The following is a 26,796-nucleotide window of genomic DNA, read 5'->3' on the forward strand; positions in this document are numbered from 1 at the left end:
GTCGTGCCGTGTTCGGCGGTAACACAGACCCCGGCCGGGAGCCACTGGAAGGCCGGCTCCCGGCGGGGCAGTTCGAGATCGGCAAGGACGGCGCCGGGCTGCTGGTCGTCGGCTTCGACGGGTCGGACCCCAGCCGCAACGCACTCGCGTACGCGGCCGGGCTGGCCCGGCGGGACGCCGCCGCGCTGCTCGTCGCCTTCGTGGAGCCGATCAACAGCACCACGTTGTGGTTCTTCGCCGGCTCCCCGGTCATCCCCGACAGCGCGGCCGACCTCACCGACGACCTCCGGGACGAGCTGAGGGGCGCGGGCGTGCCCTGGCAGTTCGTCAGCGTCCGCGGGGACACCGCCCGCGAGCTGGAGGCGCTGGCCGGCTCCTACCGGGCCGACGCCATCGTGGTCGGCAGGTCGCGCTCCTCCTGGCACGCCCTGGGCGGCTCGGTGGCCGTCGGCCTGGCGAAACGGGCTCGCCGTACCGTGCTGATAGTCCCCTGACCTGGCACGACGTCGCATATGGTGGCCAGATGAAACGTACCGCCGCCATCGCGTTCGTGGTGCTCACGTCCGTTTCGTGCGCAGGGCAGGAGCCCGTCGCCTCCTCCGGCGCCACGCCCACGCCCTCCGCGCCCGCGGCCGGGACGGCGTCGCCCACGACCTCGCCCACGAGCGAGCCGAGCCCGACGGCTCCGCCGCCGTTCACCTCGAAGGTCACGAAGGTGTCGCGCGAGCGGCTGCCGTACTCGTGGCGGCCGGGTTGCCCGGTGTCCTACCAGGACCTGCGGCTGGTCACCATGTCGTTCTGGGGTTTCGACGACAAGCCGCACACCGGCGAGCTGGTCGTCCGCAAGACGGTCACCGACGACATCGAGACCGTCTTCCGCAAGCTGTACGACTGGCGCTGGCCGATCCGGCAGATGAAGCTCGTCGACGTCTACAAAGGCGACGACTTCGCCTCCATCGAGGCCGACAACACCTCGGCATTCAACTGCCGTCGCGCCACCGGGTCCAGCAATTGGTCGAACCACGCGTACGGCCAAGCGATTGACATCAATCCGCGCGAGAACCCATATGTCACCGCAAGCGGTGGCACAGCGCACCAAAATGCCAAGAGGTACACCAAGCGCCCAATGAAGGGTAAAGGTGTGGTAAACCCTGGAGACAAGGTCGTAAGGGCCTTCGCCGACGTCGGCTGGGAGTGGGGCGGCTACTGGGCGGGCGCCAAGGACCTGCAACATTTCAGTAAGGGCGGAGGCTGAGACAATCCCTCATGGCGGCTAAGGACGGCGACGGCTGGGCCGAATGCGGGCTCGGACACAGACATTGGGGCATCCACGGAGCGTCGGGCCTGCTGCTCGTCCACCATGACCCGCTCGGCGTGCCCCACGTGCTCATGCAGGAGCGCTCCCTGTGGAGCCACCACGGCGGCACCTGGGGGCTGCTCGGCGGCGCCCGCGACAGCCACGAGGACGCCGTCACCAGCGCGCTGCGCGAGGCCCACGAGGAAGCCGCCCTCGGCGGCGACGGGTTCCGCGTCCAGGGCGTCTACCTCGACGACCACGGCGGCTGGACCTTCGAGACGGTGATCGCCGAGTCCGCCGAGCTGGTGCCGGCCAGGCCCGCCAACAGCGAGAGCACCGACCTGCGCTGGCTGCCGCTGCCCGAGGTGGCCGGCCGCAAGCTGCATCCCGGCTTCGCCGCGACCTGGGACCGCGTCCAGGCCGCCATCCGTCCCGAGACGATCGTGCTCGACGTCGCCAACATCATCGGCGCGCGGGCCGAGCGCGGCTGGTGGAACGACCGGCTGGGCGCGGCCACCCGGCTGCTCACCGACGTGGCGGAGCTCAGGCTGTTCCACCCGGTGTTGTCGCAGTGGTTCCCGCGGGTGGTCGCGGTCGTGGAGGGCGCGGCCAGGAGCACCCCCGAGATCCCCGGGCTGCAGGTCGTCGCGGCCACGGGCAGCGGCGACGACGCGATCGTCGCCGTCGTGGCCCAGGCCAAGCCGTGGGAGCGGGTGCTCGTCGTCACGGCCGACCGCGGGCTCCGGGAACGGGTCGCCGAACTGGGCGCCGAGACCGAGGGCCCCCGCTGGCTCCTGTCACAACTGAGCCGCTGAACGGGCGGCGCCCTCAAACAGGAACCACCTCGTCGAAGACGGCCGTCAGCCCGGTCACCTCGAGCACCCGTCGCAGCACGCCGTGCACGCCCAACAGGCGTAACGAGCCGCCGCGCCCGGCGACCGCGCGCTGGTGCTCCACCAGCGTCCACAGGCCGCTGGAGTCGCAGAAGTCGAGGTGGCGGGCGTCGATCGTGAGGGCGACGAGCCCTTCGGCGGACAGCTCGGCCAGCCGCCGCTTCAGCAGGGGCGCCGTGATCTTGTCGAGGTCTCCGGCAAGGCGCACCGTCGTGTCGCCAAGACCGCGCTCAACCTCGACGCCCAGATCCGCCACCTCCTGAACGTACACCCCTGCCACCACAGCCGCTATCGTGGTGTCCGCACAGGAGGGTTCGCATAGTGGACGAGTGCAGCCGCCTTGAAAGCGGCCAGGTCAGCGATGGCCTCGTGGGTTCGAATCCCACACCCTCCGCTCACTCGCGCACACCCGCGAACCCGTCGCCCACGCTGGCGGCGAGCTGCAGGTAGGCCTCCCTGGTCGCCTCCTGGAGCCGGTCGAGGTCGATCTCCGCGCCCTCCTCCAGGTGCGGGTCGTACGGCACCCTGATCACCGCGCGGCACCTGGCCGCGAAATGGGCCTCCAGCTTTCTGATGTCCACCGCCGACTTCGACCGCGGCCGGACGCTGCACAGCACCACGGTCGCGTTCTTCACCAGGTCGGCGTAGTGGTGGGCCTCCAGCCAGTCGAGGGTGGCCGAGGCGGCCCTGGCGCCGTCCACGGAAGGGCTGCTGACCAGCACGATCTGGTCGGCGAGCCCGAGCACGCCGCCCATGGCGGAGTGCAGCAGGCCGGTGCCGCAGTCGGTGATGCAGATGGAGTAGAAGTTCTCCAGCACCTGGGAGACGGCCTGGTAGTCGGCGCCGCTGAACGCCTCCGACACCGACGGGTCGCGGTCGGAGGCCAGCACCTCCAGCCGCGAGGGCGCCTGCGAGGTGAACGCCCTGATGTCGACGTACCGCTTGACCTGGTCGCGCTCGTTGAGCAGGTCGCGCACGGTGGCCGAGGTCTCCAGCACCAGCTTGTCGGACAGCGTGCCCCGGTCGGGGTTGGCGTCCACGGCGATGACGCGGTCGCCGCGCATCTGCGCGAGCGTCGCGCCGAGCCCGACCGTGGTCGTGGTCTTGCCCACGCCGCCCTTCAGGCTCAGCACCGCCACCCGGTGGTGGCCGGTGGTCACGGGGGTGCGCGCCCTGGTCACCAGCTCGCGGCGGCGGCGCACCTCCGGCGCCTCGCCCGGCTTGATCCAGCCGCCGGACGCCTTGTACACCAGACGCCGCCAGCCCTTCGAGGGCGCGTTGCGCCTGCCGCGCAGCAGCGACTCCGGGTCGAGGCTGTCGGCGGTCGGCCTGCCGGTGAGCGGCGGGCGCTGCGGCGCGGTGAACACCGGGATGGGCGCCGGACGCCGCCGGCGCTCGTGCGGCGGCGGGATCTCCCGCTCAGCCGGCCGCCATTCCTGGCGGTCGCTCCACTGCGGGCGCTCGTCCCGCGCGGTCTCCTGGGGTGCGGGGTCGCCGTGCGCGAGGTCGGGCCGCTGCGGGCGGCCCTCGCGGAAGGAGGCGTCGGACCACTGCGGCCGCTCGTCCCACCGGGGCCGCTCGTCGGCCGGCGCCTCCTCGACCGCCTCCGTCCGTACGGGCTCCGCGCGTACGGACTCCCTGCGTACGGGGTCCTCTGCGCGGCCGGGCTCCTCGAACCCGCGCGGCGGCTCGACCGGGGCAGGCTCGTCAAGCGTCCCGGGGGGCTCGGTACGGGCGGGCACTTCGAACGCCCTGGCCGACTCGGTACGGGCCGGCACGTCGAAGGCCCTGGGAGACTCGGTGCGGGACGGCACGTCGAACGCCTCGGGGAGCTCGGTGATCATCGGCTGCGTCTCGTTCGACTGCTCGGCGGGCCGCGACCAGTCGCCGAGCGACGGCCAGCCCGGCTCCTCGCTCTCGCCCGCCGGCTCCTCGCCCTGCCGCCGCCCCTGCTCCCGGACCGGCTCCTCGCCCTGCTCCCGGTCCTGCTCCCGGTCCTGCTCCCGGCTCGGCTCCGGGCCCTGCTCAGTGCTCTTCCCGCTGCTCTTCTCGGCGCTCTTCTCCCCGCTTCCCGCCCGCTCGGGCGGCGTGAACGTCAAGGAGTAGCTGTCGGTGTCGTCAGGACGCGGCAACGGCCTGAGCGGCGCCAGGAAGGGATCCTCCGACCGGCCGAGGCTCACCGGCGGCGCGGCCGGCTCGCTCTCCTGCGCACCGCCGCTCTCCTGCCCCCTGCCGCTCTCCTGCGTGGCGGCCCGGTCCAGCCACTCCCCGGCCTCGCTCTCGGCCTCGGGCAGATCCTCGGCCGCCGCGTGGCCGTAAACGGAGTCGACGGCGGCGCGGAACAGCGGCGGCGTCGGCGTGTCGTGCGGCGTGGGCACGAGCAGCCACGGGTCCTTGGGGTACGGCGAAGCGACCGGCTCGTCCGCCGACGCGGACGAGGCTCCGACGGAGACGGGCGTCTCCTCCGTCTCCTTGATCGCGTCCAGCCAGGCCAGCTGTTCCTCGAGAGATTCTTCTCGATCGTGTCTTGCCACCGTGTTCCCCCTCGGGTGGGTCTAAAGGGGCAGCAAATACTTTGCAGGTTAACGCCACGCGTTCCCGCGCAGCCCGGCAACCCACAACTTCTTTGCCCGGCTACCGTGGATCGCATGCGAGCCATTGAGATCACGGAGCCGGGCGGACCAGAGGTCCTGGAATGGCACGAGGTGCCCGATCCGCCCGTCGGACGCGGCGACGTGCTCATCGACGTGGTGGCCTCGGCGGTGAACCGCGCCGACGTCCACCAGCGGAGGGGCTTCTACGACCCGCCTCCCGGCGCGCCCCTGTACCCCGGGCTGGAGGTGTCGGGCGTGGTGGCCGCGGTGGGGGCGGACGTCGAGCAGTTCAAGGCCGGCGACGAGGTGTGCGCGCTGCTGGCCGGCGGCGGTTACGCCGAGCGCGTGGCGGTGCCCTGGCAGCAGGTCATGCCGGCGCCGCGGGGCGTGCCGCTGGCGGAGGCGGCGGGGCTGCCCGAGGTGGCGTGCACGGTGTGGTCGAACGTGTTCATGGTCGGCCGGCTGCGGCGCGGCGAGACGCTGCTGGTGCACGGCGGGGCCAGCGGCATCGGCACGTTCGCGGTGCAGCTCGCCAAGGCGCTCGGCTCACGGGTGGCGGCCACGGTCGGGTCCGCGGCGAAGGCCGAGCAGGTCAGGAAGCTGGGCGCGGACGAGGTCGTCAACTACCGCGAGGAGGACTTCGCCGACCGGGTGGAGGCCGACGTCATCCTCGACATCATGGGCGCCGAATACCTGGCGGCCAACGTGCGGGCGCTGCGCACCGGCGGCCGGCTGGTGATCATCGGCCTGCAGGGCGGCGGAAGGGCCGAGCTCGACCTGGGCGCGCTGCTGACCAAGCGGGCCTCCGTCCACGGCACCACGTTGCGCGCCCGTCCGGTGGATGAGAAGGGCGTCATTGTCCGGAGCGTCGTGGACAACGTCTGGCCCCTGGTGGAGGCGGGTGCCGTGCGTCCGGTGGTCCACGCGCGGGTGCCCATGGCGGAGGCGGCCGATGCACACCGAATGTTGGATTCGGGAGAGCACGTCGGCAAGATCCTGCTAGTACGGTGAGTGTTATGAATGCTGAGGACAACAACACCCCTCACATCGTGGTGGTGGGCCCCGACTTCCAAGGTCAGGGCGATAGCGGTGATGAAGAGCGCTCGGTCACCAACCTGGTCGAGCAGCCCGCCAAGGTGATGCGCATCGGCAGCATGATCAGGCAGCTCCTGGAGGAGGTGCGCGCCGCCCCCCTCGACGAGGCCAGCCGCAAGCGCCTGAAGGAGATCCACGAGTCCTCCATCAAGGAGCTTGAGGACGGTTTGGCGCCGGAGCTGGTCGACGAGCTGGAACGGCTGTCGCTCCCGTTCACCGACGACAACGGCACGCCCCCCAGCGAGGCCGAGCTGCGCATCGCGCACGCCCAGCTCGTGGGCTGGTTGGAGGGTTTGTTCCACGGTATCCAGACCACCCTGTTCGCCCAGCAGATGGCGGCCAGGGCCCAGTTGGAGCAGATGCGCAGGGCGCTGCCCGGCGTGCCGGGTGACGAGGGCCACCGGCCGCCGAGCGGGTCGGGCCCCTACCTGTAGAGCCGCTCCAGCACCTGAGCGACGCCGTCCTCGTCGTTGGACGCGGTCACGTGATCGACCGCCGCCAGCACGTCGGGGTGGGCGTTCGCGACGGCGTACGACGTACCTGCCCAGCTCAGCATGGGCAGGTCGTTCGGCATGTCGCCGAAGGCGACCACCTCGGCCGGCTTGATCTCGCGCCGCCCGGCGAGCGCGGCCAGCGCGGTCGCCTTCGTCACGCCCTGGGCGCTCATCTCGACCAGGCCGCCGTGGCTGGAGTGGGTCGCGGTCACCAGGTGGCCCACCAGGTCGTGCACGGTCGCGTGCAGCTCGTCGGCGTCCATCTCGGGATGGAGGGCGAGCAGCTTGGCGCAGGGCCGGGCAGTCAGTGCGTCACGGTCAATCCGGACAACTCCGACACCCTTGCGATCCAGGCCACCGAGCCGGAAATCGGACTCGTGCGCAAAACCGCCTTCATACTCGACCGAAAATACGAGATCGGACACGTTCGCTCGTAGCTGAGCGACGACTTCCCCGAGTACGGGGGCGTCGATGAGGTGAGATTCCACTATCCGTTCGGTATGGAGATCGTAGATCAGTGCACCGTTGGCGCATACGGCCAGGCCACGGTGCCGTACGGCGTCCGCGACCTCCCTCATCCACCGGGGCGGCCGTCCGGTCACGAAGACGAGCGCGGCCCCGGATTCCTCGACTTTCGCGAAGGCCGCAGCCGTCCGGGGAGACACGGTTCCGTCGGCGCGCAGGGCGGTGCCGTCGAGGTCGGTGGCCACTAGGCGCGGCGGTGCAAGGCTCTGCATAACAGGTTCCAGTTTGCCCGGTGATGCCGCCTGACAGAAATCTTCGTAGGGACGGGAACACCAACGCGCCAGAATGGTGTTAGATGTGATGGCGTTGTATTAGCTGTTCCCGTAGTGAAAACCAGCATGACTTTGTCTGAGCCACCCCGGGTGCCTGCTGTACGACACACCGGGATCCACGAGGTGTGGGTCCCATAGATTCACATCCTGAGGGAGAGCTTTTATGGCTCAGGGAACCGTCAAGTGGTTCAACGCTGAGAAGGGCTTCGGCTTCATCGCCCCGGACGGCGGTGCGCCGGACGTGTTCGTGCACTTCTCCGAGATCGTCGGCAACGGCTACCGCAGCCTTGAAGACGGCCAGCGGGTCGAGTTCGAGATCACGCAGGGACAGAAGGGGCCGCAGGCCTCCCAGGTCCGTGCCCTCTGACCTGTAGTTCGTAGTTCGCAACTAAGACCGGGGTCCGCATTCCAGCGGACTCCGGTCTTTTTGCTTCTCGCCCCGGCACTTCGCCTGCCCCTTCGGCAGGGCCTGAGGACGCCGTTGCGGCCCTGACATGCGCTGGGCGGCCCCTCCCCATGTCCGGACATGTACTCGCGCGTCAGGGGCCGTCTGAAGCGCGACGGGAAGTTCCGTCCACAGGTGGAGGTCGTCCTGTGGACAAAGGGGAGTTTCACAAATCAGTCACGGCCTCGGGCGCGGCCCAACTTCCCGCCGTCTCCCGCCATCCACCCGTATATGAGGTACGCGTGGTTATGTCACCCCGTGACCATCACCGGGGTCATCCTGCTCCTGCTCAACGACCACCTCTTCAAGCCGCTCTGGCCCGGCCTGCTCACCGGCAAGCTCAGTGATGTGGCCGGACTCGTGGTCGCCCCCGCCCTGATGGCACTGCTCCTCGGGCGCCGCGCCGACCTGGCGGCCACCGTCCTGACCGGTCTGCTGTTCACGTTCATGAAGACCACGGAGACGGGCGCCGAGCTCGCCTCCCAGGGCTGGAGCCTCGTGGCCGGGCCCTCGCGCGTCCTGGCCGACCCCACGGACCTGATCGCCCTGCCCGCCCTCGCCCTGGCCTGGTGGGTACGGCTGCGCAGCGCCGACACCGACTCCCCGCGCCGGCGGATCATGGTCACCGTGCCGCTGGCCGTCCTGGCCGTGACCGCCACGGCCGGGCCCGTCCCGGCGTCGGCGGCCATGTCCGTCGACGTGACCGAATCGGGCAAGATCGTCGTCGGGACGACCGGCACGGAACAGAGCTCCCGCCTCTCCGACGACGGCGGCACGACCTGGACCGACGGAACCGTCCGCGCCTCGGCCCGGACGTCGATCAGCGCCCAGTGCGTGCCCGGCCAGGCGACCCGCTGCTACCGCGTCCGCCAGAACCACCTCGGCGTGGACCAGTCGGACGACGGCGGCCGCACCTGGCGGCCCTCCTGGCAACCCTCCCCCGACGCCCGCCTCCGGCTGACCAGGAAGTACGGCGCGGACGAGAACATGCTCATGTCCTACGACCTGGCGGTCCAGGCCAGGCCAGGAGGGCACGTCGTGGTCGTCGCCAACGGCGTGGACGGCATCCTGGTCAGGGACATCTCAGGCGTCTGGCGTCGCCTCGGCTGGTCCTACACGCTCGACGCCGTGCAGGCCGACGAGGTGGACCTCAGCCCCGAGCGGAACGTCGCGCTCTTCCTGGCGGCGTGCATGCTGCTGGGCGGCGTCGGCGCCAGGATGCGCAGGTATCAGGGGGTGTTCGCGGCATCAGGGGCGATCGGGGCGCTGGCCATGTTCGTCGCGCTGGACAGCGGGACGCACGAGACGGTGTTCGTCAACCTCACCGCCGTGTTCAGCTGGGCGGTGGCGCTGGCGGCCGGGCTGGCGTGCCTCGTGCTGGCCTGGGACGGGAAGCCGCATCCGGTGAGCGCGCTGACCGGCGTCGTGGCCGCGCCGCTGGTCTACGCGGCCGTCTACCTGCCCTTCCACGGCTGGGCAGGCGGCACGCCCGAGACCCACGGGGCCGCCGTCACGCTCGCGGCCCTGCTGACCGGCCTGATCGTGATCGCGGGCGTCGCCGTCATCGCGATCGACGCCCGCCGCCACTCCTACTTGGACGGCTCCAGCACGTCGAGCCCCACGTAGGGACGCAGCGCCTTGGGAACCACCACCGAGCCGTCGGCCTGCTGGTGGTTCTCCAGGATCGCCACGATCCACCGGGTGGTGGCCAGCGTGCCGTTGAGCGTGGCCAGATGCTGCGGCTTGCCGTCTTTGTCGCGATAACGGACGGCGAGCCTGCGCGACTGGAACTCGGTGCAGTTGGAGGTCGAGGTCAGCTCGCGGTAGCGGCCCTGGGTCGGGATCCACGCCTCGCAGTCGAACTTGCGCGCCGCCGACATGCCGAGATCGCCCGCCGCCGTGTCGATGATCCGGTAGGGGACCTCGATCTTGGCCAGCATCTCCTTCTCCCAGGCCAGCAGCCGCTGGTGCTCCTCGTGCGCCTCCTCGGGACGGACGTAGGAGAACATCTCCACCTTGTCGAACTGGTGGACCCTGATGATGCCCCGGGTGTCCTTGCCGTACGAGCCGGCCTCGCGGCGGAAGCACGACGACCAGCCCGCGTAGCGCAGCGGCAGCTCGTCGCCGCTCACGATCTCGTTGGCGTGGTAGCCGGCCAGCGCCACCTCGGAGGTGCCGACGAGGTAGAGGTCGTCCTCCGGCAGGCGGTAGATCTCCTTGTCGTGGGCCACGTGGAAGCCGGTGCCCTGCATGGTCTCCGGCTTGACCAGCACCGGAGTGATCATCGGCGTGAACCCGGCCTCGATCGCCTGCTGCATCGCCATGTTGAGCAGGCCGAGCTGCAGGCGCGCGCCGACGCCCTTGAGGAAGAAGAACCGCGAGCCGGACACCTTGGCGCCGCGCTCCATGTCGATCGCGCCCAGCGCCTCGCCGAGCTCCAGGTGGTCCTTCGGCTCGAAGTCGAACTGGCGCGGCTCCCCGAACGTCTCCAGGACGACATAGTCGTCCTCGCCGCCCGGAGGGGCGCCTTCCTCGACGATGTTCGGCACCGTCTGCATGAGCTGTTCGAGCTCGGCGGCCAGCTTCTCCGCCTCGGCCTCGGCGGCCTTGACCTGGCTCGCGAGGTCCTTGGCCCGCTGGAGCAGCGCGGCCTTCTCCTCGCCCTGCGCCTTGGAGACCGACTTGCCCATGCTCTTTTGCTCAGCGCGCATCGACTCGAACGAGGTCAGCGCGGATCGGTGGCGCTCGTCGAGGTCGAGCAGCGTTGCGACGACGGAGTCGTCCTCACCGCGGGCACGCTGCGACGCCCGTAGCCGGTCGGGATCCTCACGAAGGGTACGCAGGTCAATCACAAGGAAAGGCTACCGGCGCGCGCCCCCACCCCGCCCCCGGATTCCCCGGCACACCACTCGGGGCACGCCCGCGGACCCCTCGAAGGCGGCGACGGCCACCCGCAGGCAGCGCGACCTCGTGGGCCTACCCGGGAACGGTCGGGCCCGCGTCAACGCCCTGGGGTGTCAGAGCCGGCCGGATCTGACGCGGGCCAGCCAGTCGGCGGCCTCGGCGAACTGGGTGTCGGCCGTGCCTCTCTTGATCTGCGGCGCGACCCCGTCGGCGCGGGGATAGCTGCCGAGGAAGCGCACCTCGCCGCAGATGCGGTGGAGCCCGGCGACGGCCTCGCCCACCCGCGCGTCGGCGATGTGCCCCTCGAAGTCGAAGTGGAAGAAATAGCGCCCGATGCCGTCGCCCGTCGGCCGGGACTCGATGCGGGTCAGGTTGACCCCGCGCACGGAGAACTCGGTCAGCATCTCCAGCAGCGCGCCCGGGTGGTCGTCGGCCAGGAAGACGACCAGCGTGGTGCGGTCGGAGCCGGTCGCCTCCGGCAGCGGCCCGGGACGGCTCACCTTGACGAACCTGGTCACCGTGTCGGACCGGTCGCCGATGTCGCCGGCCAGCGCGACCAGCCCGTAGTGCTCGCCGGCGATGCGCGCGGCGATGGCCGCGTCGTACGGCGAGCCGGGCAGCGAGACCTCCTGGGCCGCGGCCGCCGTGGACGGCGCGGCGACCACCACGGCGTCGGGCAGCTCGCGGGCGATGAAGGCGCGGCACTGCGTGATGGCCGCGGGATGGGTGTAGACCCGCTTGATGTGCGCGATCTCGGTGCCGGGCCTGGCCAGCAGCGAGAACTGGACCGGCAGCAGCAGTTCGGCCGTGATCACCAGCGGCTCGCCCCAGGCGAACTCGTCGAGCGTCGTGGTGATCGCGCCCTCGATGGAGTTCTCCAGCGGCACGACGGCGCCGTCGGCGTCACCGGAACGGGCGGCGTTGAGCGCCGCGCTCACCGTGGCGCAGGGCAGGCGCTCGGCGGCGGGGTCAAGGAGCCTCAGGGCCTCTTCGGTGAAGGTCCCTTCCGGTCCGAGATAGGCGAGTCTGGGCATGCATCCAGAGTATCCGCAGGTGGTCGCAGCATGCCGCTCTTTCGCCGACCGCGTACGGCACCCGTACGGGCACTCAGCGTGAACCTCTGAGGACCCGCGGCGGGACCAGCGGCCCCAGCCCGAGCCGGGCCGCCCGCACCGCCTGCTCCTCCTCCGGCGACAGCGGCTGCTGGCCCTTCCCGCCCACCACCGGACGCACGTACGTGCGCGTCTCGCTGGTGCCGTTGATCGAGGTCAGCACGATGCCGTCACCCAGCCCGTTGATCATGGCCACCGAGAACGAGAGCCTGCCGCTCATCTCGGCGAGCGCGTCGTAGCGGCACACGGCCACGTCCCGGATCGCCTTGAGGTCGCCGGCGCTCTCGCTGGTCTGCCTGGCCACCCTGCGCAGGCAGTCGTCGACGGCGGCCCTGGCCTGCCTGAGGCCCATGTAGCCGATGAACACGCCACTCACCCCGGCCACCAGGCCCACGACTACCCAAGCGGTAACGAGCACGCCACAGAGGGTAATACTTCGGTCAAGCCAATTGCCGCCGTTTGGGCAACCAGGACGCCAGCAGCCAGACCAGAACCAGCGCCCCCAGCCCGAAACCGTCCTGCACGATCTTGCCGAGCACCAGGCTCACCCCCGGGATGCCGGCGGCGATCAGCGAGACCCCCCACCAGGGCACGGGCACCACGTAGAACAGCCAGACCCCCGCGGCCACCCGCAGCCTGACCGGATCGCGCCCGTCGCCGACGATCGCCCCGAGCACCACGACCACCCAGGCCAGATGGTGGATCCAGGCGACCGGCGAGAGCAGCACCGCCATCAGCGACGTCAGCGCCACCGCCGTCAGCTCGTCCTTCGCCTGGTACGCCGCCCGCGCAGCCCGGAACCCGTACCAGGCCACGGCCGCCACGATCACGGCCCAGATCGCGAACGTCAGCGACTCCGGCATGTACAGCCGCAGCAACATGCCCCGGATCGACTGGTTCGTCGTGGCGGTGTTCGCCCCCAGCCGCTCCGGATCGAGCAGCGCCGAGAACCAGAAGGCGGACGCGTCCTGCGGGATCACCACGAACGGCAGCACCGTCAGCACGGCCGCCACGAACGCCGCCATGAAGAACGTCCGCCACTGCCTGGTGACCAGGAAGTAGATCAGGAAGACGCCGGGGGTCAGCTTGACGGCCGTGGCCAGCCCGACCAGGAACCCCCGGGGCAGCCAGGGCCGCCGCGCCAGGCAGTCCACCAGGCACAGGGCCACCAGCAGGATGTCCACCTGCCCGAACCGCACCTGGTCCCGGATCGGCATCAGGTACGTGCAGGCCACCATGAGCAGCCCGAACACCCACGGCACGTAGGCCCGCAGCGCCTGGCGGAAGGCGAACCAGACGGTGACGGCCAGCGCCGCGAAGATGCCGGCCGTCCACACCCATTGGGCGGTGCCCCAGGACATCTCGGCCAGCGTCACGGCCAGCATCGCCGCGATGGGCGGATAGGTGAACGGCAGCAGCTGCGGCGCCGGGGTGAAGAAGTCGTACACCGGACGGCCGTCGAGCAGCATCTGGCCGCCGGTACGGTAGACGTCGAGGTCGACGAGCCGCTGGTCGTCCGGGTTGGTCAGCCACGTGTGCACAAGAGGCGCGGCCGCCGCCGCGACGACGAGCGCCACCACCACCCACGCCCACCACTGCCGCCGGATCACTCGCACCTCGCCTCTTGTCACGATGTGGCACGTTACCGTGGCTGTTGATCGAGGGCGCAGACACTGGGGGTTCCGTACATGCATCACGCCACGCCGGGGGGCGAGCACCAAGCGCGTCGCGCACGCCCCGCGGCCCCGAGCGCCCATGCCAAGCCCCTGCGGCACCTCGCCAAGCTCCTGCGGCACCTCGGTACAGCGGCGCCTCGGGCGCGCCGCCATCTCGTCACTGTCCTCCTCGGCCTCCTGCTCGCCGCCCTCCTCCTCCCCGGCACGGCCGTCGCCGTTTCCCGGAGCGGCAGCACAGCCGCGGGTTACGGCGCCTCGGGTGACGGCGTCTCCGGACAAAGCAGGCAAGGCGGGCAAGGCGGGCCGGCGGGGCGGCGGGTCGTGGTGGTCGGCGTTCCCGGTCTCCAGTGGAGTGACTTCAGCGAGTCGGGCACGCCCACCCTGTGGAAGCTCGCCGCCCAGGGCAGCTCGGCGTCACTGTCCACCCGCGCCGTCCCGCCCAAGGACAGTGGCGTCACCTGCCCCATGGCGGGCTGGCTGACCGTCTCCGCCGGCCAGCGCGCCGGCACCCCGGGGCAGGGCTGCCCCGCCGCGACGCCGCCTCAGCCCGCCGGGGAAGGCGCCACCGTCCCCGGGTGGCGGGAGCTGGTGGCCTTCCAGGCCGACACCGGCTACGCGGCACAGATCGGCACGCTCGGCCAGTTGGTGACGGACGGCGGGGGCAAGGTGGCGGCGATCGGCCCCGGCGCCGCCCTAGCCGCCGCCGACAAGACCGGAAAAATCACTAAATACGTCCCCACCCTCGACGCCCTGACCGACCTGACCCCCTACAACCTGATCGTCTTCGAAGCCGCCGACCTCACCACCGCCTGGGCCCGCGGCCCCCTCGGCGATCACGCAATCCCGGTCTCCCTCCCGGCCGCCGACCGTCGAGCCGCCGCGACCAAGGCGGACCAGCAGATCGCCGCCCTGCTCGGCAAGGTGCCCCCGAACACCACCGTCCTGCTCGCCGGCATCTCCGACCTCAGCCCGAACGCCCACCTCCACGCGGCCCTGGCCACGGGACCGTCCCCGAGCGGGCAGCCATACCCGCAGGGGGGCTACCTCACCGCCTCCTCCACCCGCCAGGACGGCCTGGTCACCATCACCGACCTCACCGCCACCGCCGTCCAGCTCCTGGGCCTGACGGCCCCCCGCGACGTGGTCGGCCGCGCCTGGCAGCCCGACGGCAACGCCCCCGCGCCGGCCGCCGCCGCGGTGACCCGCCTCGCCGACGGCGACCTGGCCAGCCAGGTGCTCCGGGAGGTACGCGGGCCGTTCTTCACCGTCCTGGTGAGCGTCCAGCTGCTCTTCTACGCCCTGGCCGCCCTGGCGCTGCGCCGCCGCCGCTCCTCCCGCGTCCGGCAGGCCGCACCCGCGTCCGACGTCGGCTCGTCCGCCGCCGCCGACCGCACGCCCCCGGCGACCGCCGCCGTGACGGGCGCTCCCGAGGCCGACGGCCGCCCCGCCCCGGCTGCGGGCGGCGACCCGGCCGGCGCCTCGAAACTGCTGGCCGCCATCCAGGTGGTGGCGACCGTCAGCGGCGCCATCGCCGTCTCGACGTTCCTGGCCCAGCTCGTGCCGTGGTGGAGCCTGCCGAAGCCGATGGTCTCGGTGATCGTGACGATCCTGGCCATCGCCGCCCTGATCACCGGTCTCGCGTTCGCCGGTCCCTGGCGTGCGCACGTGCTGGGACCGCTCACCGTGGTCGCGGCCGTCACCTCGCTCGCCCTCCTCATCGACGTGATGACCGGCTCGGCCCTCCAGGTGAACGCCGTGACCGGCTACGAACCCGTCACCGGCGGACGTTTCTACGGCTTCAGCAACATCGCCTTCGCCGTCTACGCGACCGGCACGGTTCTCGGCCTGGCCGGGGTGGCGCATTGGCTGCTCGGCAGAGGCGTCTCCAGGACGGTGGTCGTGGCGCTGTGCGCCCTGTACGGCGCCTTCGCCGTCTTCGCGGACGGTTCGCCCTCGTGGGGCGCGGACTTCGGCGGTGTGCCGGCGTTCGTCATCGGGGTGGCGGTCTTCCTCATCCTGCTGTCCGGCAGGCGGGTGTCGGTGGTGAAACTCCTGCTCGTGGGGGTGGGCGCGGTCGCGCTGATCGCCGCCATCTCGGTCTTCGACTGGATGCGCCCGGCCGACAGGCGCACGCACCTCGGCGCGTTCGTGCAGCAGATCATCGACGGCCAGGCGTGGACCGTCGTCGGACGCAAGTTCGGGGCCATGATCGGCGTGACCGTGGGCAACTGGCCGCTGACCCTGCTCTCGCTGGTCGCGCTGGCGTTCCTGTTCCTGGTGCTGGCCCGCCCGTCGCGCTGGGGCGCCTCGGCGCTGGGTCAGGCGTACACGCTGGCCCCGCCGCTCAGGGCCGGCCTGTTCGGGACGCTCACCTGCGCCTTCATCGGCTTCCTGATGAACGACTCGGGCATCGCCATCCCGGCCATGGCGCTCACGGTGGCGGTGCCGCTGACGCTCGCGGCCTGCGTACGGGCCCTCCAGCTCGCCACGCCCACACCACCAGCAGAACGGTCAACGCCAGCAGCGCCCACCCGATCTGAGGCCTGAGCACGCCGCTGAGCCATTCGACGCCCGGCGGCTGCCCGTCGACCCGGGCGGGCAGGTAGGCCAGGGACAGGACCAGCAGGTGGGCGACCATGAACCCGTCGACGGCCGAGGCGCCCACCAGGGCGAGCATGCCGAACGCCAGCCCGTCGTACCAGGGCAGGATGTACGGCGTGGCGAACAGGTAGGCCACGACGAGCGCCGCCGCCACGACCGGCGCCTCCAGCCCTGCGGAGGTCCCCGGCCCCTGGAGAGCGGCGGACCGCCGGGACGCCAGCCGGAGCAACGACCAGGCGACGAGCGCGAGCACTGCCAGCGCGCCGACCTGGATCTCGCCCCGGTACGCCCGCCCCGGGCCGACCAGGGCCCAGAGCCACCCCTGAACCAGCTTCCAGAACGAGGCGTGCGAGATCGCCTTGCTGGTGGTCGTCACCGGCGTGATCGCCTCGGGCCCGACGACCGCGTAGCCGACGACCACCACGGCCAGCGCGGCGGCCGCCATGACGGCGAGCCGCCCCGGACGGCGGCGCAGCTCCCACGCGGGCCCCAGCGCCACCAGCCCCGCGTTGAGCTTCGTCGCCACCCCGAGCCCGAGCAGCACCCCCGACGCGACCGGACGTGCCCTGGCCAGCAGCGCGGCCACCATGCAGGCGATGGCCAGCGTGTCGGCGTGCATGCCCGCGACCAGGTGGTAGAGCAGCAGCGGATTGACCGCCCACAGCAGGGCGGCGCGCAGCCGCCGGGCCGGGTCGTCCCTGGTGAAGCGGTCGATGAGCAGGGCCGTGACGACGAAGGCGGCGGCGTTGAACACCGCCAGCACGAAGATGGTCAACCGGAGCGAGTCGCCCCCGATCCAGCTCGCCAGCGCCTGGAGAGCGGTGGCGACGGGCCCGTAGACGCTGGGTTCCTCGCGCCACGGCCGCTCGACCGCGTCGGCGATGGGATCGCCCGGCAGGTCGACGGCGCCGTGCGTGTAGGGGTTCAGCCCCAGCGTGACCATCCGGCCGTACACGGCGTAGTTGAGATGGTCGCCGGAGCCCGAGGGAGGCAGGAACGCGAGCACCCCCGCGGCGAGACAGCCGAGCAGCACCAGCGGCCGAGCACGCAGCCCGGGACGCGCCCCGGCGGCCAGCGCCGCCAGCAGCCCGACCCCGCCGATGACCAGAGCCGCGGCGGCCAGGAGGAGCACCGCATAAGGATCAGGACGGGCAGCCAGCCAGTACGGCGGCTGCCACCCCGGCCCGCCCAGCGCGGGAACCATGGGAGAGGGCCCGAGCAACCCGATCGTGATCGTCAGGAGCACGGAGACCGCGATCATCACCAGCCCGGGAACCGCGAGCCGCGCTCGAACGGCGTCGACGAACCGCCCCTGTCGAGGAGTCACCGCCCGCCCACCGGCCGCGGAGGCCCGCGCGAACACCGGCCGCCCACCCCACGCGAGAACCCCGCCCGCCGAGAAGCGGCGCCGGTCGGCGGCGGACCACGGAAGCCGCAGCGATACCACCCACAAGGGTGGGGCTTGTGCCTGTTTGCGGCGTCTCTCCGAAGTCACCCGCAAATTCCAGCACACTCCTCACGGCCGCAGCCCCAGATCATCCACGCCTGTGGACAACCCGGAGGCCGACCTCACCGCTTGGGGAGAAGTTTGCCGAGATTTTCGACGACCACCGGCTCCCGGCTCGCCAGAGCCAGAGCGACGTCCCGCAACTGCCGGGCGCGGTGCAACTGGGCCCGCCAGTCGTTGCCGGTGGCCCGGTGGGACATCTCCACCTCGACCTCGACGACCCTGAACCCCTTGCGCAGCAGGTCGATCGTGAGCGCCGTCTCCACGCCGAACCCGTGCGCCAGCGGCCGGGCGGCCTCGAAGGCGGCTCTGGTCAGGCAACGCTGGCCGTTGAGCGGCTGGGCGGCCTCGAAGCCGGTGGCGCGGCGGATGCCGTCCTTGGACACGCGCACGACTAACCCATGGCCGCCGAGCTTCACCCGCGTGCCGAACAGCGCGATCGTCATGTCGGCCTTGCCCTCGCGCACGGGCTCCACCAGCGGCGCCGCAGCGCTGGCCGTGTCACCCAGGTCGGCGTCGAGGAAGAGCAGGTGGCGAGGGGTACGGCCGTCGTCGAGGAGGCGTACGGCCTCCGCGCCCGTCTCCATGGCCGCGGCCTTGCCGCGGTTGCGGCTGTGGCGGACCACCCGCGCGCCCGCCGCCCGCGCCACCTTGCCGGTGCGGTCCGTCGAGCCGTCGTCGACGACCACGACGAGATCGACGCCCGGCAGGCCGGCCGCCGCCGCGACGGTGGCGGCGATGCGGTCGCCCTCGTTCACCGCGGGAATGACGACAGCCGTGTCAGCCTGCGTCATGATCCCTCGGTGATGAGGAACTCCTGCGGCAGCTCGTCATGCACGGTGAACACCGAGACGAGCCCCGTCACCTGCAGGATCTTGCGGACGGCCGGACGCGGCGCGGCCACCTCCAGCACACCTCCCCGCTCTTTCATGCGCTTGAGCGCCGAGAGCAGCACGTTCATCCCCGTGGAGTCGCAGAAATCCACGGCGGACATGTCGATGACCACCCGGCTGGGCTCGTCCTGCAGCAGCCGAGTGAACTCGGCCTGCAGGTGAGGCGCCGTATAGAGGTCGATTTCTCCGGTGATGGCAACGAGTGCGCACCCGGCATGTGATCGAGTCGAGACCTTGAGCTCCACATGGGCAGGCTAGCGGCGCGGAGGCTTCCGGTCACGTTGTCACGCCGAGAGGGGAACGACAGGTTTTTGTCCTCCGTTTGGGCTCCATCAAAACGGAGAGTACGCGAAGCTTGACAGCGTGACACCGGAACCGGCAACGCTTCACGGAGAAGGAGGGGCTGTGGCCCGCCCCATGGGCCTCGTATCGATGAATGCAGAGAAACCTGAAGATCCACAGCGTCAGGGGCTCCGGGAACGGCTGGAGACCATCCTCATCCGCACAGAAAAGGCCACGTCATGGCATGACGAAGCAGCGCGCCTGCGCGGTCTGCTGAACCACGAGGGCTACGTCCCGATCCGCACCAGGCTGGCGAGCGAAGACCTCGACTTCCTGGCCGGCTCCCGCGCCGACCTGCTCAGGTTCGCCGAGCTCGGGCTGCGGCTGCTCGACCTGCACCAGCCGCGCGACGCGGGTGGCATCACGAGCGACACCGCCAACCCGATCCTGCGGTGCCGGAGCTGCATGTGGCGCTGGCCCTGCCCGACGTTCCGGGCGATGTCGGAGTCGTTCGGGCAACGCGACACCGCGCTCCCCGAACCCGCCTGACCCGGGCGACCCACGTTCGAGGAAGCGAGATCACAGCGGAAGATCGAGGCAGGACACCATGCGGGAACGTCAACTTCCGGACACCAGGGGCAACCGGATCTCGAACCGGCACCCCGGTCCTTCGTTGACCACCCCGATCATCCCATCATGCGCCTCGACGATCCCCTGGGCGATCGCCAGCCCGAGCCCGGCGCCGCCGTCGGCGGTGGGCGTACGCGCGGCCTCCCCCCGGAACGCCACCTCGAACACCCGAGGCAGATCCTCCTCGGGAATCCCCCCGCAACCGTCGGCCACCGAGAGGCAGGCCATCCCCTGCTCGTCCACCCCGACCCGCAGCACCACGGCCCGTTCCGACGGCGTGTGCCGGATGGCGTTGACGACCAGGTTCCGCAGGGCCCGGCCCAGCGCCGCCGCGTCGGCCTCCACGGGCACGGCCCCCGCCGCCTCCGCCGTGAGCACCACCCCCTTGGCCCTGGCCAGCGGCTCGACCCCGGCCAGCGTGTCCGCGACGAGGTCGGCGAGCCCGATCCTGGCCCGCGAGAGCCGCAACGCGCCCGCGTGGATGCGCGACAGCTCGAACAGGTCGTCCACCATGGCCGAGAGCCGTTCGACCTCCAGCTTGATCTGGCCGTGGTAGCGCGCGACCGTCTCGTGGTCGGCCACCACCCCGTCCTCCAGGGCCTCGGCCATGGCCCGCAGGCCGGCGAGCGGTGTGCGCAGGTCGTGGCTCACCCAGGCGACCAGTTCCCGGCGCGCGCCTTCGAGCGCGCGTTCCCGCGCGTACGCCTCCTCAAGGGTGCTCGCGATCTCCTGGAGCTCGGCCGGCAACCCCTGCGGCGCCCTGAACGGCACGTCGCGCACGGCCGCCACCAGCCGCCTGCTCTCCCCCACCACCCGCCTGGCCAGCACGAACGCGACCCCGAGCCCCACCAGCCCGCCCACCGCGACCACGCTGAGCACGAAGTCCTTGACCGCCCCCTCGATGATCATTTTCATGGTGATCGCGACCACGCCCGCCAGCGTCGCCGCCACGGCGACCACCACCACGACGGCCAGCATCACCCCGATCGACCTGGTCCGCAGCCGTCCCATGGCCCATACGCCGGCGGCGGCGACCAGCAGCCCCAGCCCCGCCGAGACGGCCACGACCATGGGCAGCTCGCTCACCGACACCATGGCCGGCGGGCACGTCCCGCCCAGGCAGGGCTCGGGAGGCGTCACCCCGCGCTCTCCAGCGGCTCGTACCGGTAGCCGACACCCCAGACCGTGACGATCCGCCGCGGCTCGGTCGGGTCCGCCTCGACCTTCTCCCGCAACCGCCGCACGTGCACGGTCACGGTCGAGGAGTCGCCGAACGACCACCCCCACACCTGGTCGAGCAGCGCCGACCGGCTGAACGCCTGGCGCGGGTTGCGCATGAGGTAGGCCAGCAGGTCGAACTCCCTGGCCGTCAGCAGCACCTGCGCGCCGCCGAGCCGCACCTCGTGGGCGCCGACGTCCACGACGAGGTCGCCGTCGCGCAGCACGCCGGTGCCGGCCGTGACGGACGCCCCCCGCGCCCGGCGCAGCACCGACTGCACGCGCAACGCCAGCTCCCGGGGGCTGAACGGCTTCGTCACGTAGTCGTCGGCCCCGGTCTCCAGGCCCACCACCCGGTCGATCTCCTCGCCGAGCGCGGTCAGCATGATCACCGGGACCGGCCACCGCTCCCTGAGCTTCCTGCACACCTGGAGCCCGTCGATCCTGGGCAGCATCAGGTCGAGCACCATGAGGTCGGGCGGGTCGGCCAGGGCCCTGCGCAGCGCCTCGGCGCCGTCGCCCACGCACTCCACCTCGTGCCCGTCGCGCTCCAGATAGCGCGCCACGACCTCGGACACGGTCGGATCGTCGTCGACCACCAGGATGCGGGTGTTCACCGTCTCACCGTACGGCCAGGCCCACGTGGCGGACATGGTGGCGGACGTGGACGTCACAGGTTCGTAAGCCTCGCGGATCATGCTCGGAGGACGTACGGTGGCCTCATGAGTAGAGTCGTGATGCTCGTTTTAGGGACCCTTCTCGGTCTCTTCGTGCTGTTCAACTTCCTCCTGCCCCTGCTGGCAGGTCTGTTCAAGCTGGTCCTGATCGTCGGGGTCGTCGCCCTGGTGGTCTTCATCGCGGTCACCGTCGTCGGTAAGTCCCGTTCGTCGCAGTGACCTCGCTTCTGTTCGATCCGTGGCTGGTGGGGATCACCATGATGGCGATCCTCCTGCTGGCCACGTGGGCGGCCACGTTGCCGCCCGTCCTCGGCGGTGAGTCTCCCGGCTTCCCGCTGACCTACGCGCGCCGCACGGCCTTCCAGCGGCTGCGCGATCCTGACGCGGCTGGACGCCCGCGTCCACGAGCGCCTTAGGCGAGCCCCGCTTCCGTCAAAGCGGGGCTCATCGTCATGTGTGAGCCCTGATCCGTCGTCATGTCTGAAGGGCTCATGATCGATTCACTTGTCACGTTCGTCATCGGCGCGTCCGGGGGCCATGCCGCGCTCGCCATCGTGCTGTTCACGCTCGCCGTACGCCTGCTTCTGCTGCCGCTCAACGTCCGGCAGGCGCGGGCCGGCCAGGTCCGGCAGCGGCTCGCGCCCAAGCTGCAGGAGCTGCGCGAGCGCCACGGGCGCGATCCGGAGCGGTTGTCCAAGGAACTGACCGCTCTGTACGCCCGGGAGGGCACGTCACCGTTCGCGGGGATCTTGCCGATGCTGGCGCAATTGCCGTTCCTGTGGCTGATGTTCAGGGTGGCCACGCATCCGACGGCACTGGCCGGTCACACTCTGTTCGGGGCACCGCTGGGACAGCAGCTCGCGGGTGTGGTGGCCAATTTCGGTCTGATCAGTTGGCCGGTTTCGGTCTTTGTCGTCGTGATCGCGGGGCTCGTGCTGCTGGCATGGCTGTCGGCACGCTCGATCAAGGTGTCGGAGGAGCAGCCGGAGTTGCTGCGCAAGGTCATGCCGCTGATGCCGTACGGCTCCGCGCTGGCCGTGCTCGTGCTCCCCCTGGCGGCCGGCCTGTACCTGCTGGTCTCCACGGCGTGGGCCGTCACCGAACGGGCCGTACTGGCGGCCAGGACCGCCTAACCGGCCTCCTTCAGGGCCGCGACCTGCCCGTTCACCGCCGCCCCGTGGGGTGCGGGCAGGATGGCCCACACCGTCGTCGTGTCACCGTCGTGACGAACCCCCCAGCTCTCAGCCACGTATTCGACGATCCCCAGCCCCCGGCCCCCGAGCGAAGACAGGGTCGGGCGGCCCGCCCGCGGCTCTGTCGCCGCACCCCCGTCGCTGACCGCCACCTCTATGTGATCGTCGCTACGCATCCAGGCGACCCTCACCATGCCTGAAGGCAGCGGATGCGCGTGCCGCAGCGCGTTGCTCAGCAACTCGCTCACCACCAGCACCGCATCGTCGATCGCGGCGGTGTAGACCCCACAATCCTGCAGGTCAGTGCTCAGACGCTGGCGGGCGACGGCGACGCTGGACGGCGCGTACGGCAGCAGCACCACGCTTGACACACCCACCTCCCCGTTCCCTGTGCCCCCCGCGGGAACACTCCCCGGTACGACCGAAATGCCCCGTTAGCCAATCGCAGAAACCGCATCTCGATCACAGCTTGTACACATTGGACGATAGATCAGCTCAACTGTGACCACCTCGTTACCGCATCGGTGTGTCGGATCGGATAGGGGAAGCGCGCCTCAGGATCAACCGCATCCTCGTACCCCCTCCGGGCCTCGGTTGAGCACTCACTTCTCCCCCCTGCGCCCTGGCCAGACTGCGGACGATGTAGAGGCCGAGCCCCACTCCACCAAAGCGCCTCCGGTCCCCGCTGTCCACCTGGACGAAGCGCTCAAAGATCCGTTCGCGGTCAGGCGGTGCGATTCCGACCCCCTCGTCATCCACCACTACGACCACGCCGTCGTCTTCGGGCCAAGCTTCAACACAGATCAATCCACCCATTGGGGAATATTTAAACGCGTTCTCCAGCAATTGCCCCAAAACGATGTCGGTTGCCAGGGCGTCCCCCAGCACCGGTGGCAAGTCGTCCGGGATGCGCACTTCGACGCGGTGGCGGTCGGACAACACGGGGAGGCCGAGCGTGGCCGCGTGGATGCGGGCCGCGAGATCGAACGCCTCGATGCGGACGGCCAGCTCGTCCGCGCCCGCCCTGGCCCCCAGCAGCAGGTGGTCCATGAGCTGGCCCAGCGATCCGGCCCGCTCGGCGATCGTGTGCACGGCCGACCGGCGTTCCGCGTCGCTCATCTTGTCCCAGCGCGCGTCGAGCGTGCCGGCGAACCCGCGCACGATCGTGATCGGCGTGCGCAGCTCGTGGCTGGTCGTGGCCAGGAAGAGGTCCTTGGCCTCCTCCAGCTCCTTGGCCTGGGTGACGTCGCGGAAGTCGATGACGATCTCGCCGGTCTCCTCGATCCGCGCGCTCACCACGTCCAGCCAGCGGCCGTTCTCCATCTGGAAGGTGAGCTTCTCGCCGGGGCTGGGCAGCGGGAACGGCGGCGGACCGCCGATCACCGCGTCGGCGGGGAAGGCGGTCAGCTCGGCCGCGGCGGGGTTCCAGCGCACGACCCGGCCGGCGCCGTCCAGCACGGCGATGCCGTCGGCGCTGGCGTCGAACACGGCCCGCTCGTGCGCCCGCTGCCGCACCGCCTCCTGGTAGGCCACCGCGTTGCCGACCGCGATGCCGGCGTGCCCGGCCAGCAGCTCCAGCAGCTCCAGCTCCAGGTGGCCGGGGGCGGGCCCGGCGAACAGCGCGTAGAGGGCGCCGTAGGGGCGGCCGCCGACCGCGGCCAGGCCGAGCGCGATCGTGTGCAGCCCGTCGAGGCTGGCCCACACCAGGTCGCCGAGCCCCTGGGACTCCAGCATGACGGTCTTGCCCGTGCGTAAGAGTTTGTCCACCAGGCTCGTCCGCAGGCCGGTGGTGGTGCCCCTGAGCGTCTCCGGCAGCCGGTACGTGCTGACCAGCCGCAGCCGCTCCCCCTCGATCAGCACGAACCCGCCCGCGTCCGCACCCGTGAGCTCGGTGAGGCTGGCCGAGATGCGGTCGAGCACGGCCGGCAGCTCCAGCTCCGAGTTGATGTCGCCGACCACGTCGGTGAGCCGGCGCACCAGCCTCGCCCGGCGTTCCATGCGCAGCCCGGCGACCTCGTCGGCCCGCGCGGGATGGTGGGCCAGGACGTAGCCGACCACGGAGTTGCCCATGCGCAGGGCGTTGATGTCCACGCGCAGATCGAGCGGCCTGCCGTCCTTGTGGACGCGCTTGGTGCGCAGCGACACCTGCCCCCCGGTGCGTACGCGCTCCAGCACCGCGTTGTGCTCGGCGGCCAGCTCGTCGGGGACGATCGGCGCCCGGCGACCCAGTATCTCGGCCGCCGTCCAGCCGAACAGGTGCTCGGCCGCCGCGTTCCAGACCAGCACGCTCTGGTCGCGGTCGAGCGCCACCACGGCGTTGGGGGACCCGGCGAGCACGGCGCGAGCGATCTCCTCGTCACTCCCGACCCATGCGTATCCCACACCTCCATAGTGCACGTGGCGTGGTGGGTCTGACGGGCGATCCGTCCGATACGCTGCGCTCACGAAGATTCCGGTGGCTGAAACGGGTGAGCGGCATGTCGAGCAGCGATCTCGATGCCCTGCTGAGAGTGACCTCCAGTACCTACAAGGGCGAGGGGCCCCCGGACATCGCGTTCGGCACCTACGACGGCGCGGTGGGCAGGCTGGTGCTCGCGGTGACCGGCAAGGGCATCGCGGCCTGCAGTTTCGAGGCCGAGAACACCGTGTTCGAGCGGGTGGCCAAGGAGGTCGGCACGTTCATCGGGCCCGACGCCCGCCGCCTCGACCCGGTGCGCCGGGAGCTCGACGCGTACTTCTCCGGCCGGCTGCGCACCTTCGCCACGCCGGTCGACCTCGCGCTGGCCACGCCGTTCGCCCGTACCGTGCTGCAGAAGACCATGGCCGTGCCCTACGGCACGACCACGACGTACGAGGAGATCGGCGCGAGCATCGGGCGGCCGCGCGCCCTGCGCGCGGTGGGCAACGCGGTCGGCGCCAACCCCGTGTGCGTGATCGTGCCCTGTCATCGGGTGGTCCGTGAGGACGGCGAGCTCGGCGACTACGCCGGAGGCGTGGCCGCCAAGCAGCACCTGCTCAACGTCGAACGCCGGGCCTCAGCGGGCCGCTGAGCGACGCCGGCCGAGCACGCCGATGACCAGCGTCACCACGGCCGCGACCAGCGCGCCGCCGAGCGCGCCGTTCATCCACGGCTCCCGCGTGAAGCCGACGGCGTCGCGGGCCGACGCCCAGAAGCCGTCCCAGCCCGCGACCGTGGGCGTCGAGGTGGTGAACCAGTAGGCGGCGAAGCCCAGCGCCCACGGCAGCAGCATCAGCCAGCGCGAGGGCGCGTCCTCGGCGGTGTTCCAGCGGGCGGCGCCGCCGAGCACGAAGTAGTCGACGGCCAGCACCGCGAACATCGGCACGAACACCGCGCCGATCACCCCGAGGAACGCGCCGTAGGAGGTGACGTCCACGACCAGGGCGATCGCGGTGGTGAGCACGCCGATCGCGGTGGAGACGATCCGGCGGTCGACCTTCGGCATCAGGTTCTGCAGCGAGACGGTGGTGGAGTAGACGTTGGCGAAGGACTGGTCGGTCTCGCGCAGCACCAGGATGCCGAAGAACAGCGCGCCCAGCGGCGCCGCGACGAACGGCTGGAAGACGACCATGCCGTCGGCCGCGACCGCCTGGGCGCCCGCGATGGCCACCGCGTACACGCCGAGGGCCAGGCAGGCCACCTGGGCGACGGTGTAGCCGCCGACGACCCCGGTGAAGGCGGCCCTGCTGGAACGCGAGTGCCTGGCGAAGTCGGCGGCCATCGGCACCCACGACACCGACAGGGCGATGACGTAGTCGACGGCCGGAGCGAAGGCCGTCCACGACCCGCCCGTGTACGTCGGCGCCTCGCCCAGGAACGACACGGTGAACCAGATCAGCGACACGATCACGCCGGCGGTCACGTACCGGCGCAGCAGCCTGATCGATCCGAGCGGCCAGACGGCGAGCGCGGTGGTCAGCACCCCCGCCACCACCACCCACACCTGGTACGGGACGCTCCCGAAGATCGCGTTCGCGGCCTTGGCGATCACCCAGAGCTCGAAGGCCCCCCAGCCGAGCATCTGCACGATGTTCAGCACGGACGGGACGTACGACATCTTCGCCCCGAACAGCCCGCGCAGCAGCACCATCGCCGGCCGCCCGGTCTGCGTGCCGGGGATGGCCGACAGGCCGACCATGGCCGTGCCGATGAGGCTGCCGACCACGGCGGCCGTGAGCGCGGCCACCAGGCTGAGCGGCGCGTTGCCCAGAGGGTCGATCAGGACGAGCGCGCCGGAGAAGCCGAGGAGGCTGACACCGAGGTTGGCCCAGAGCGCGCCCTGGTCGAGGACGCCGAGGGTCTTGGGGGGCGCGCCGTCAAGGGTCAGCGGAACTTCGTCGACGACATGCGTCATCGCACACTCCCTACGCCGGCATTACCCGGACAGGTTCAGGCGGTCGGCAGCGGCTGTGTTGCTGCCCTCTCAGCCCGGCACCCCGAGCTCCCGCGACTATGCAGTTGGCGCCCTC

The 26,796-nt window shown here is 71.1% G+C and carries 28 protein-coding genes, 1 tRNA gene and 1 riboswitch; of the genes, 14 read left to right on the plus strand and 15 right to left on the minus strand.

Annotation, left to right across the window (positions count from 1 at the left end):
- Positions 1 to 8: 8 nt before the first annotated feature.
- Genes AB0J76_RS03735 through AB0J76_RS03745 form a run of 3 tightly spaced genes read left to right on the plus strand, consistent with a single transcriptional unit; the run spans position 9 to position 2,112 of the window.
- On the plus strand, positions 9 to 494 hold the full coding sequence (locus AB0J76_RS03735; protein ID WP_352318224.1) for a universal stress protein: 486 nt from the start codon (positions 9 to 11) through the stop codon (positions 492 to 494).
- A 29-nt stretch (positions 495 to 523) separates the two neighbouring features.
- Positions 524 to 1,255 (plus strand): M15 family metallopeptidase, encoded by a 732-nt coding sequence (locus AB0J76_RS03740; protein WP_352318226.1) that lies wholly within the window; start codon positions 524 to 526, stop codon positions 1,253 to 1,255.
- Positions 1,256 to 1,266: 11 nt separating this feature from the next.
- A complete protein-coding gene (locus AB0J76_RS03745) occupies positions 1,267 to 2,112 on the plus strand; it encodes an NUDIX domain-containing protein (protein ID WP_352318228.1) in 846 nt (281 codons plus the stop codon).
- A 13-nt stretch (positions 2,113 to 2,125) separates the two neighbouring features.
- Here the strand turns inward: AB0J76_RS03745 and AB0J76_RS03750 are convergent, their stop codons facing one another.
- A complete protein-coding gene (locus tag AB0J76_RS03750) occupies positions 2,126 to 2,461 on the minus strand; it encodes an STAS domain-containing protein (protein ID WP_352318230.1) in 336 nt (111 codons plus the stop codon).
- Between the two features lie 36 nt (positions 2,462 to 2,497).
- Here AB0J76_RS03750 and AB0J76_RS03755 point away from each other — a divergent pair.
- A tRNA-Ser gene (locus tag AB0J76_RS03755) sits at positions 2,498 to 2,584 on the plus strand.
- A 1-nt stretch (position 2,585) separates the two neighbouring features.
- Here the strand turns inward: AB0J76_RS03755 and AB0J76_RS03760 are convergent.
- The gene (locus AB0J76_RS03760; RefSeq protein WP_352318232.1) at positions 2,586 to 4,724 is read right to left on the minus strand and encodes an AAA family ATPase; all 2,139 of its coding nucleotides are present in this window, start codon (positions 4,722 to 4,724) and stop codon (positions 2,586 to 2,588) included.
- 114 nt (positions 4,725 to 4,838) lie between these two features.
- Between AB0J76_RS03760 and AB0J76_RS03765 the strand changes: the two genes are divergently transcribed.
- Positions 4,839 to 5,795, plus strand: a complete 957-nt coding sequence (locus AB0J76_RS03765; protein ID WP_352318234.1) for an NAD(P)H-quinone oxidoreductase — start codon at positions 4,839 to 4,841, stop codon at positions 5,793 to 5,795.
- A gap of 5 nt (positions 5,796 to 5,800) precedes the next feature.
- Positions 5,801 to 6,313 (plus strand): bacterial proteasome activator family protein, encoded by a 513-nt coding sequence (locus AB0J76_RS03770; RefSeq protein ID WP_352318235.1) that lies wholly within the window; start codon positions 5,801 to 5,803, stop codon positions 6,311 to 6,313.
- Here the strand turns inward: AB0J76_RS03770 and AB0J76_RS03775 are convergent.
- Entirely contained in the window at positions 6,304 to 7,083 is a 780-nt protein-coding gene (locus AB0J76_RS03775; protein WP_352318237.1) for an HAD family hydrolase, read from the minus strand. The genes AB0J76_RS03770 and AB0J76_RS03775 overlap by 10 nt on opposite strands.
- A gap of 250 nt (positions 7,084 to 7,333) precedes the next feature.
- Between AB0J76_RS03775 and AB0J76_RS03780 the strand changes: the two genes are divergently transcribed.
- The gene (locus AB0J76_RS03780) at positions 7,334 to 7,537 is read left to right on the plus strand and encodes a cold-shock protein (protein WP_080043977.1); all 204 of its coding nucleotides are present in this window, start codon (positions 7,334 to 7,336) and stop codon (positions 7,535 to 7,537) included.
- A gap of 336 nt (positions 7,538 to 7,873) precedes the next feature.
- Positions 7,874 to 9,241, plus strand: coding sequence for a hypothetical protein (locus AB0J76_RS03785; RefSeq protein ID WP_352318239.1), 1,368 nt, complete (start codon positions 7,874 to 7,876; stop codon positions 9,239 to 9,241).
- Here AB0J76_RS03785 and serS read toward each other — a convergent pair.
- The 4 genes from serS to AB0J76_RS03805 all read right to left on the minus strand — a co-directional run bounded on the left by serS (position 9,205) and on the right by AB0J76_RS03805 (position 13,262).
- Entirely contained in the window at positions 9,205 to 10,467 is a 1,263-nt protein-coding gene (gene serS, locus AB0J76_RS03790; RefSeq protein WP_352318241.1) for a serine--tRNA ligase, read from the minus strand. The two genes, AB0J76_RS03785 and serS, sit on opposite strands and share 37 nt — an antisense overlap.
- A gap of 165 nt (positions 10,468 to 10,632) precedes the next feature.
- Positions 10,633 to 11,553, minus strand: a complete 921-nt coding sequence (gene pheA / locus AB0J76_RS03795; protein WP_352318243.1) for a prephenate dehydratase — start codon at positions 11,551 to 11,553, stop codon at positions 10,633 to 10,635.
- Between the two features lie 73 nt (positions 11,554 to 11,626).
- Positions 11,627 to 12,049 (minus strand): DUF4446 family protein, encoded by a 423-nt coding sequence (locus AB0J76_RS03800; protein WP_352318245.1) that lies wholly within the window; start codon positions 12,047 to 12,049, stop codon positions 11,627 to 11,629.
- Between the two features lie 22 nt (positions 12,050 to 12,071).
- Entirely contained in the window at positions 12,072 to 13,262 is a 1,191-nt protein-coding gene (locus tag AB0J76_RS03805; protein WP_352318247.1) for a glycosyltransferase 87 family protein, read from the minus strand.
- A 366-nt stretch (positions 13,263 to 13,628) separates the two neighbouring features.
- Here AB0J76_RS03805 and AB0J76_RS03810 point away from each other — a divergent pair, with 366 nt between their 5' ends.
- Complete coding sequence (locus tag AB0J76_RS03810; RefSeq protein WP_352318248.1) at positions 13,629 to 15,854, plus strand: hypothetical protein; 2,226 nt, start codon at positions 13,629 to 13,631, stop codon at positions 15,852 to 15,854.
- Here AB0J76_RS03810 and mptB read toward each other — a convergent pair.
- The 3 genes from mptB to AB0J76_RS03825 form a co-directional block, all read right to left on the minus strand.
- Positions 15,739 to 17,235, minus strand: coding sequence for a polyprenol phosphomannose-dependent alpha 1,6 mannosyltransferase MptB (mptB, locus tag AB0J76_RS03815; RefSeq protein WP_352318250.1), 1,497 nt, complete (start codon positions 17,233 to 17,235; stop codon positions 15,739 to 15,741). The genes AB0J76_RS03810 and mptB overlap by 116 nt on opposite strands.
- Before the next feature lie 242 nt (positions 17,236 to 17,477).
- Positions 17,478 to 18,209, minus strand: coding sequence for a glycosyltransferase (locus AB0J76_RS03820; protein ID WP_352318252.1), 732 nt, complete (start codon positions 18,207 to 18,209; stop codon positions 17,478 to 17,480).
- Positions 18,206 to 18,553, minus strand: coding sequence for an STAS domain-containing protein (locus AB0J76_RS03825; protein ID WP_352318253.1), 348 nt, complete (start codon positions 18,551 to 18,553; stop codon positions 18,206 to 18,208). The genes AB0J76_RS03820 and AB0J76_RS03825 overlap by 4 nt, the downstream gene beginning before the upstream one ends.
- A gap of 160 nt (positions 18,554 to 18,713) precedes the next feature.
- On the opposite strand from AB0J76_RS03825, the gene AB0J76_RS03830 reads away from it, so the two are divergent.
- The gene (locus AB0J76_RS03830) at positions 18,714 to 19,139 is read left to right on the plus strand and encodes a hypothetical protein (RefSeq protein ID WP_352318255.1); all 426 of its coding nucleotides are present in this window, start codon (positions 18,714 to 18,716) and stop codon (positions 19,137 to 19,139) included.
- 69 nt (positions 19,140 to 19,208) lie between these two features.
- On the opposite strand, the gene AB0J76_RS03835 is transcribed toward AB0J76_RS03830, so the two are convergent.
- Both AB0J76_RS03835 and AB0J76_RS03840 read right to left on the minus strand, forming a co-directional pair.
- Positions 19,209 to 20,360: a HAMP domain-containing sensor histidine kinase gene (locus tag AB0J76_RS03835; protein ID WP_352318257.1), complete on the minus strand. Its 1,152-nt coding sequence runs from the start codon at positions 20,358 to 20,360 to the stop codon at positions 19,209 to 19,211.
- Complete coding sequence (locus tag AB0J76_RS03840; protein ID WP_352318259.1) at positions 20,357 to 21,055, minus strand: response regulator transcription factor; 699 nt, start codon at positions 21,053 to 21,055, stop codon at positions 20,357 to 20,359. Before AB0J76_RS03840 ends, AB0J76_RS03835 begins: the two co-directional genes overlap by 4 nt.
- Positions 21,056 to 21,160: 105 nt before the next feature.
- Here AB0J76_RS03840 and AB0J76_RS03845 point away from each other — a divergent pair, with 105 nt between their 5' ends.
- Genes AB0J76_RS03845 through AB0J76_RS03855 form a run of 3 tightly spaced genes read left to right on the plus strand, consistent with a single transcriptional unit; the run spans position 21,161 to position 22,248 of the window.
- Positions 21,161 to 21,334, plus strand: coding sequence for a hypothetical protein (locus AB0J76_RS03845; protein WP_352318261.1), 174 nt, complete (start codon positions 21,161 to 21,163; stop codon positions 21,332 to 21,334).
- On the plus strand, positions 21,331 to 21,531 hold the full coding sequence (locus AB0J76_RS03850) for a DUF6412 domain-containing protein (protein ID WP_352318263.1): 201 nt from the start codon (positions 21,331 to 21,333) through the stop codon (positions 21,529 to 21,531). The genes AB0J76_RS03845 and AB0J76_RS03850 overlap by 4 nt, the downstream gene beginning before the upstream one ends.
- A 60-nt stretch (positions 21,532 to 21,591) precedes the next feature.
- Positions 21,592 to 22,248 (plus strand): YidC/Oxa1 family membrane protein insertase, encoded by a 657-nt coding sequence (locus AB0J76_RS03855; RefSeq protein ID WP_352318264.1) that lies wholly within the window; start codon positions 21,592 to 21,594, stop codon positions 22,246 to 22,248.
- Here AB0J76_RS03855 and AB0J76_RS03860 read toward each other — a convergent pair.
- Positions 22,245 to 22,670, minus strand: a complete 426-nt coding sequence (locus AB0J76_RS03860; protein WP_352318266.1) for an ATP-binding protein — start codon at positions 22,668 to 22,670, stop codon at positions 22,245 to 22,247. The genes AB0J76_RS03855 and AB0J76_RS03860 overlap by 4 nt on opposite strands.
- Before the next feature lie 151 nt (positions 22,671 to 22,821).
- Complete coding sequence (locus AB0J76_RS03865) at positions 22,822 to 24,690, minus strand: PAS domain-containing sensor histidine kinase (RefSeq protein ID WP_352318268.1); 1,869 nt, start codon at positions 24,688 to 24,690, stop codon at positions 22,822 to 22,824.
- Positions 24,691 to 24,818: 128 nt separating this feature from the next.
- On the opposite strand from AB0J76_RS03865, the gene AB0J76_RS03870 reads away from it, so the two are divergent.
- A complete protein-coding gene (locus AB0J76_RS03870) occupies positions 24,819 to 25,358 on the plus strand; it encodes a methylated-DNA--[protein]-cysteine S-methyltransferase (RefSeq protein ID WP_352318270.1) in 540 nt (179 codons plus the stop codon).
- Here AB0J76_RS03870 and AB0J76_RS03875 read toward each other — a convergent pair.
- Entirely contained in the window at positions 25,344 to 26,681 is a 1,338-nt protein-coding gene (locus tag AB0J76_RS03875) for a cytosine permease (protein WP_352318272.1), read from the minus strand. The genes AB0J76_RS03870 and AB0J76_RS03875 overlap by 15 nt on opposite strands.
- Positions 26,672 to 26,785: riboswitch (TPP riboswitch) on the minus strand. It overlaps the preceding gene by 10 nt.
- Positions 26,786 to 26,796: the final 11 nt, after the last annotated feature.

The sequence above is a fragment of the Nonomuraea sp. NPDC049624 genome, from assembly GCF_040675255.1.
GTDB lineage: Bacteria > Actinomycetota > Actinomycetes > Streptosporangiales > Streptosporangiaceae > Nonomuraea.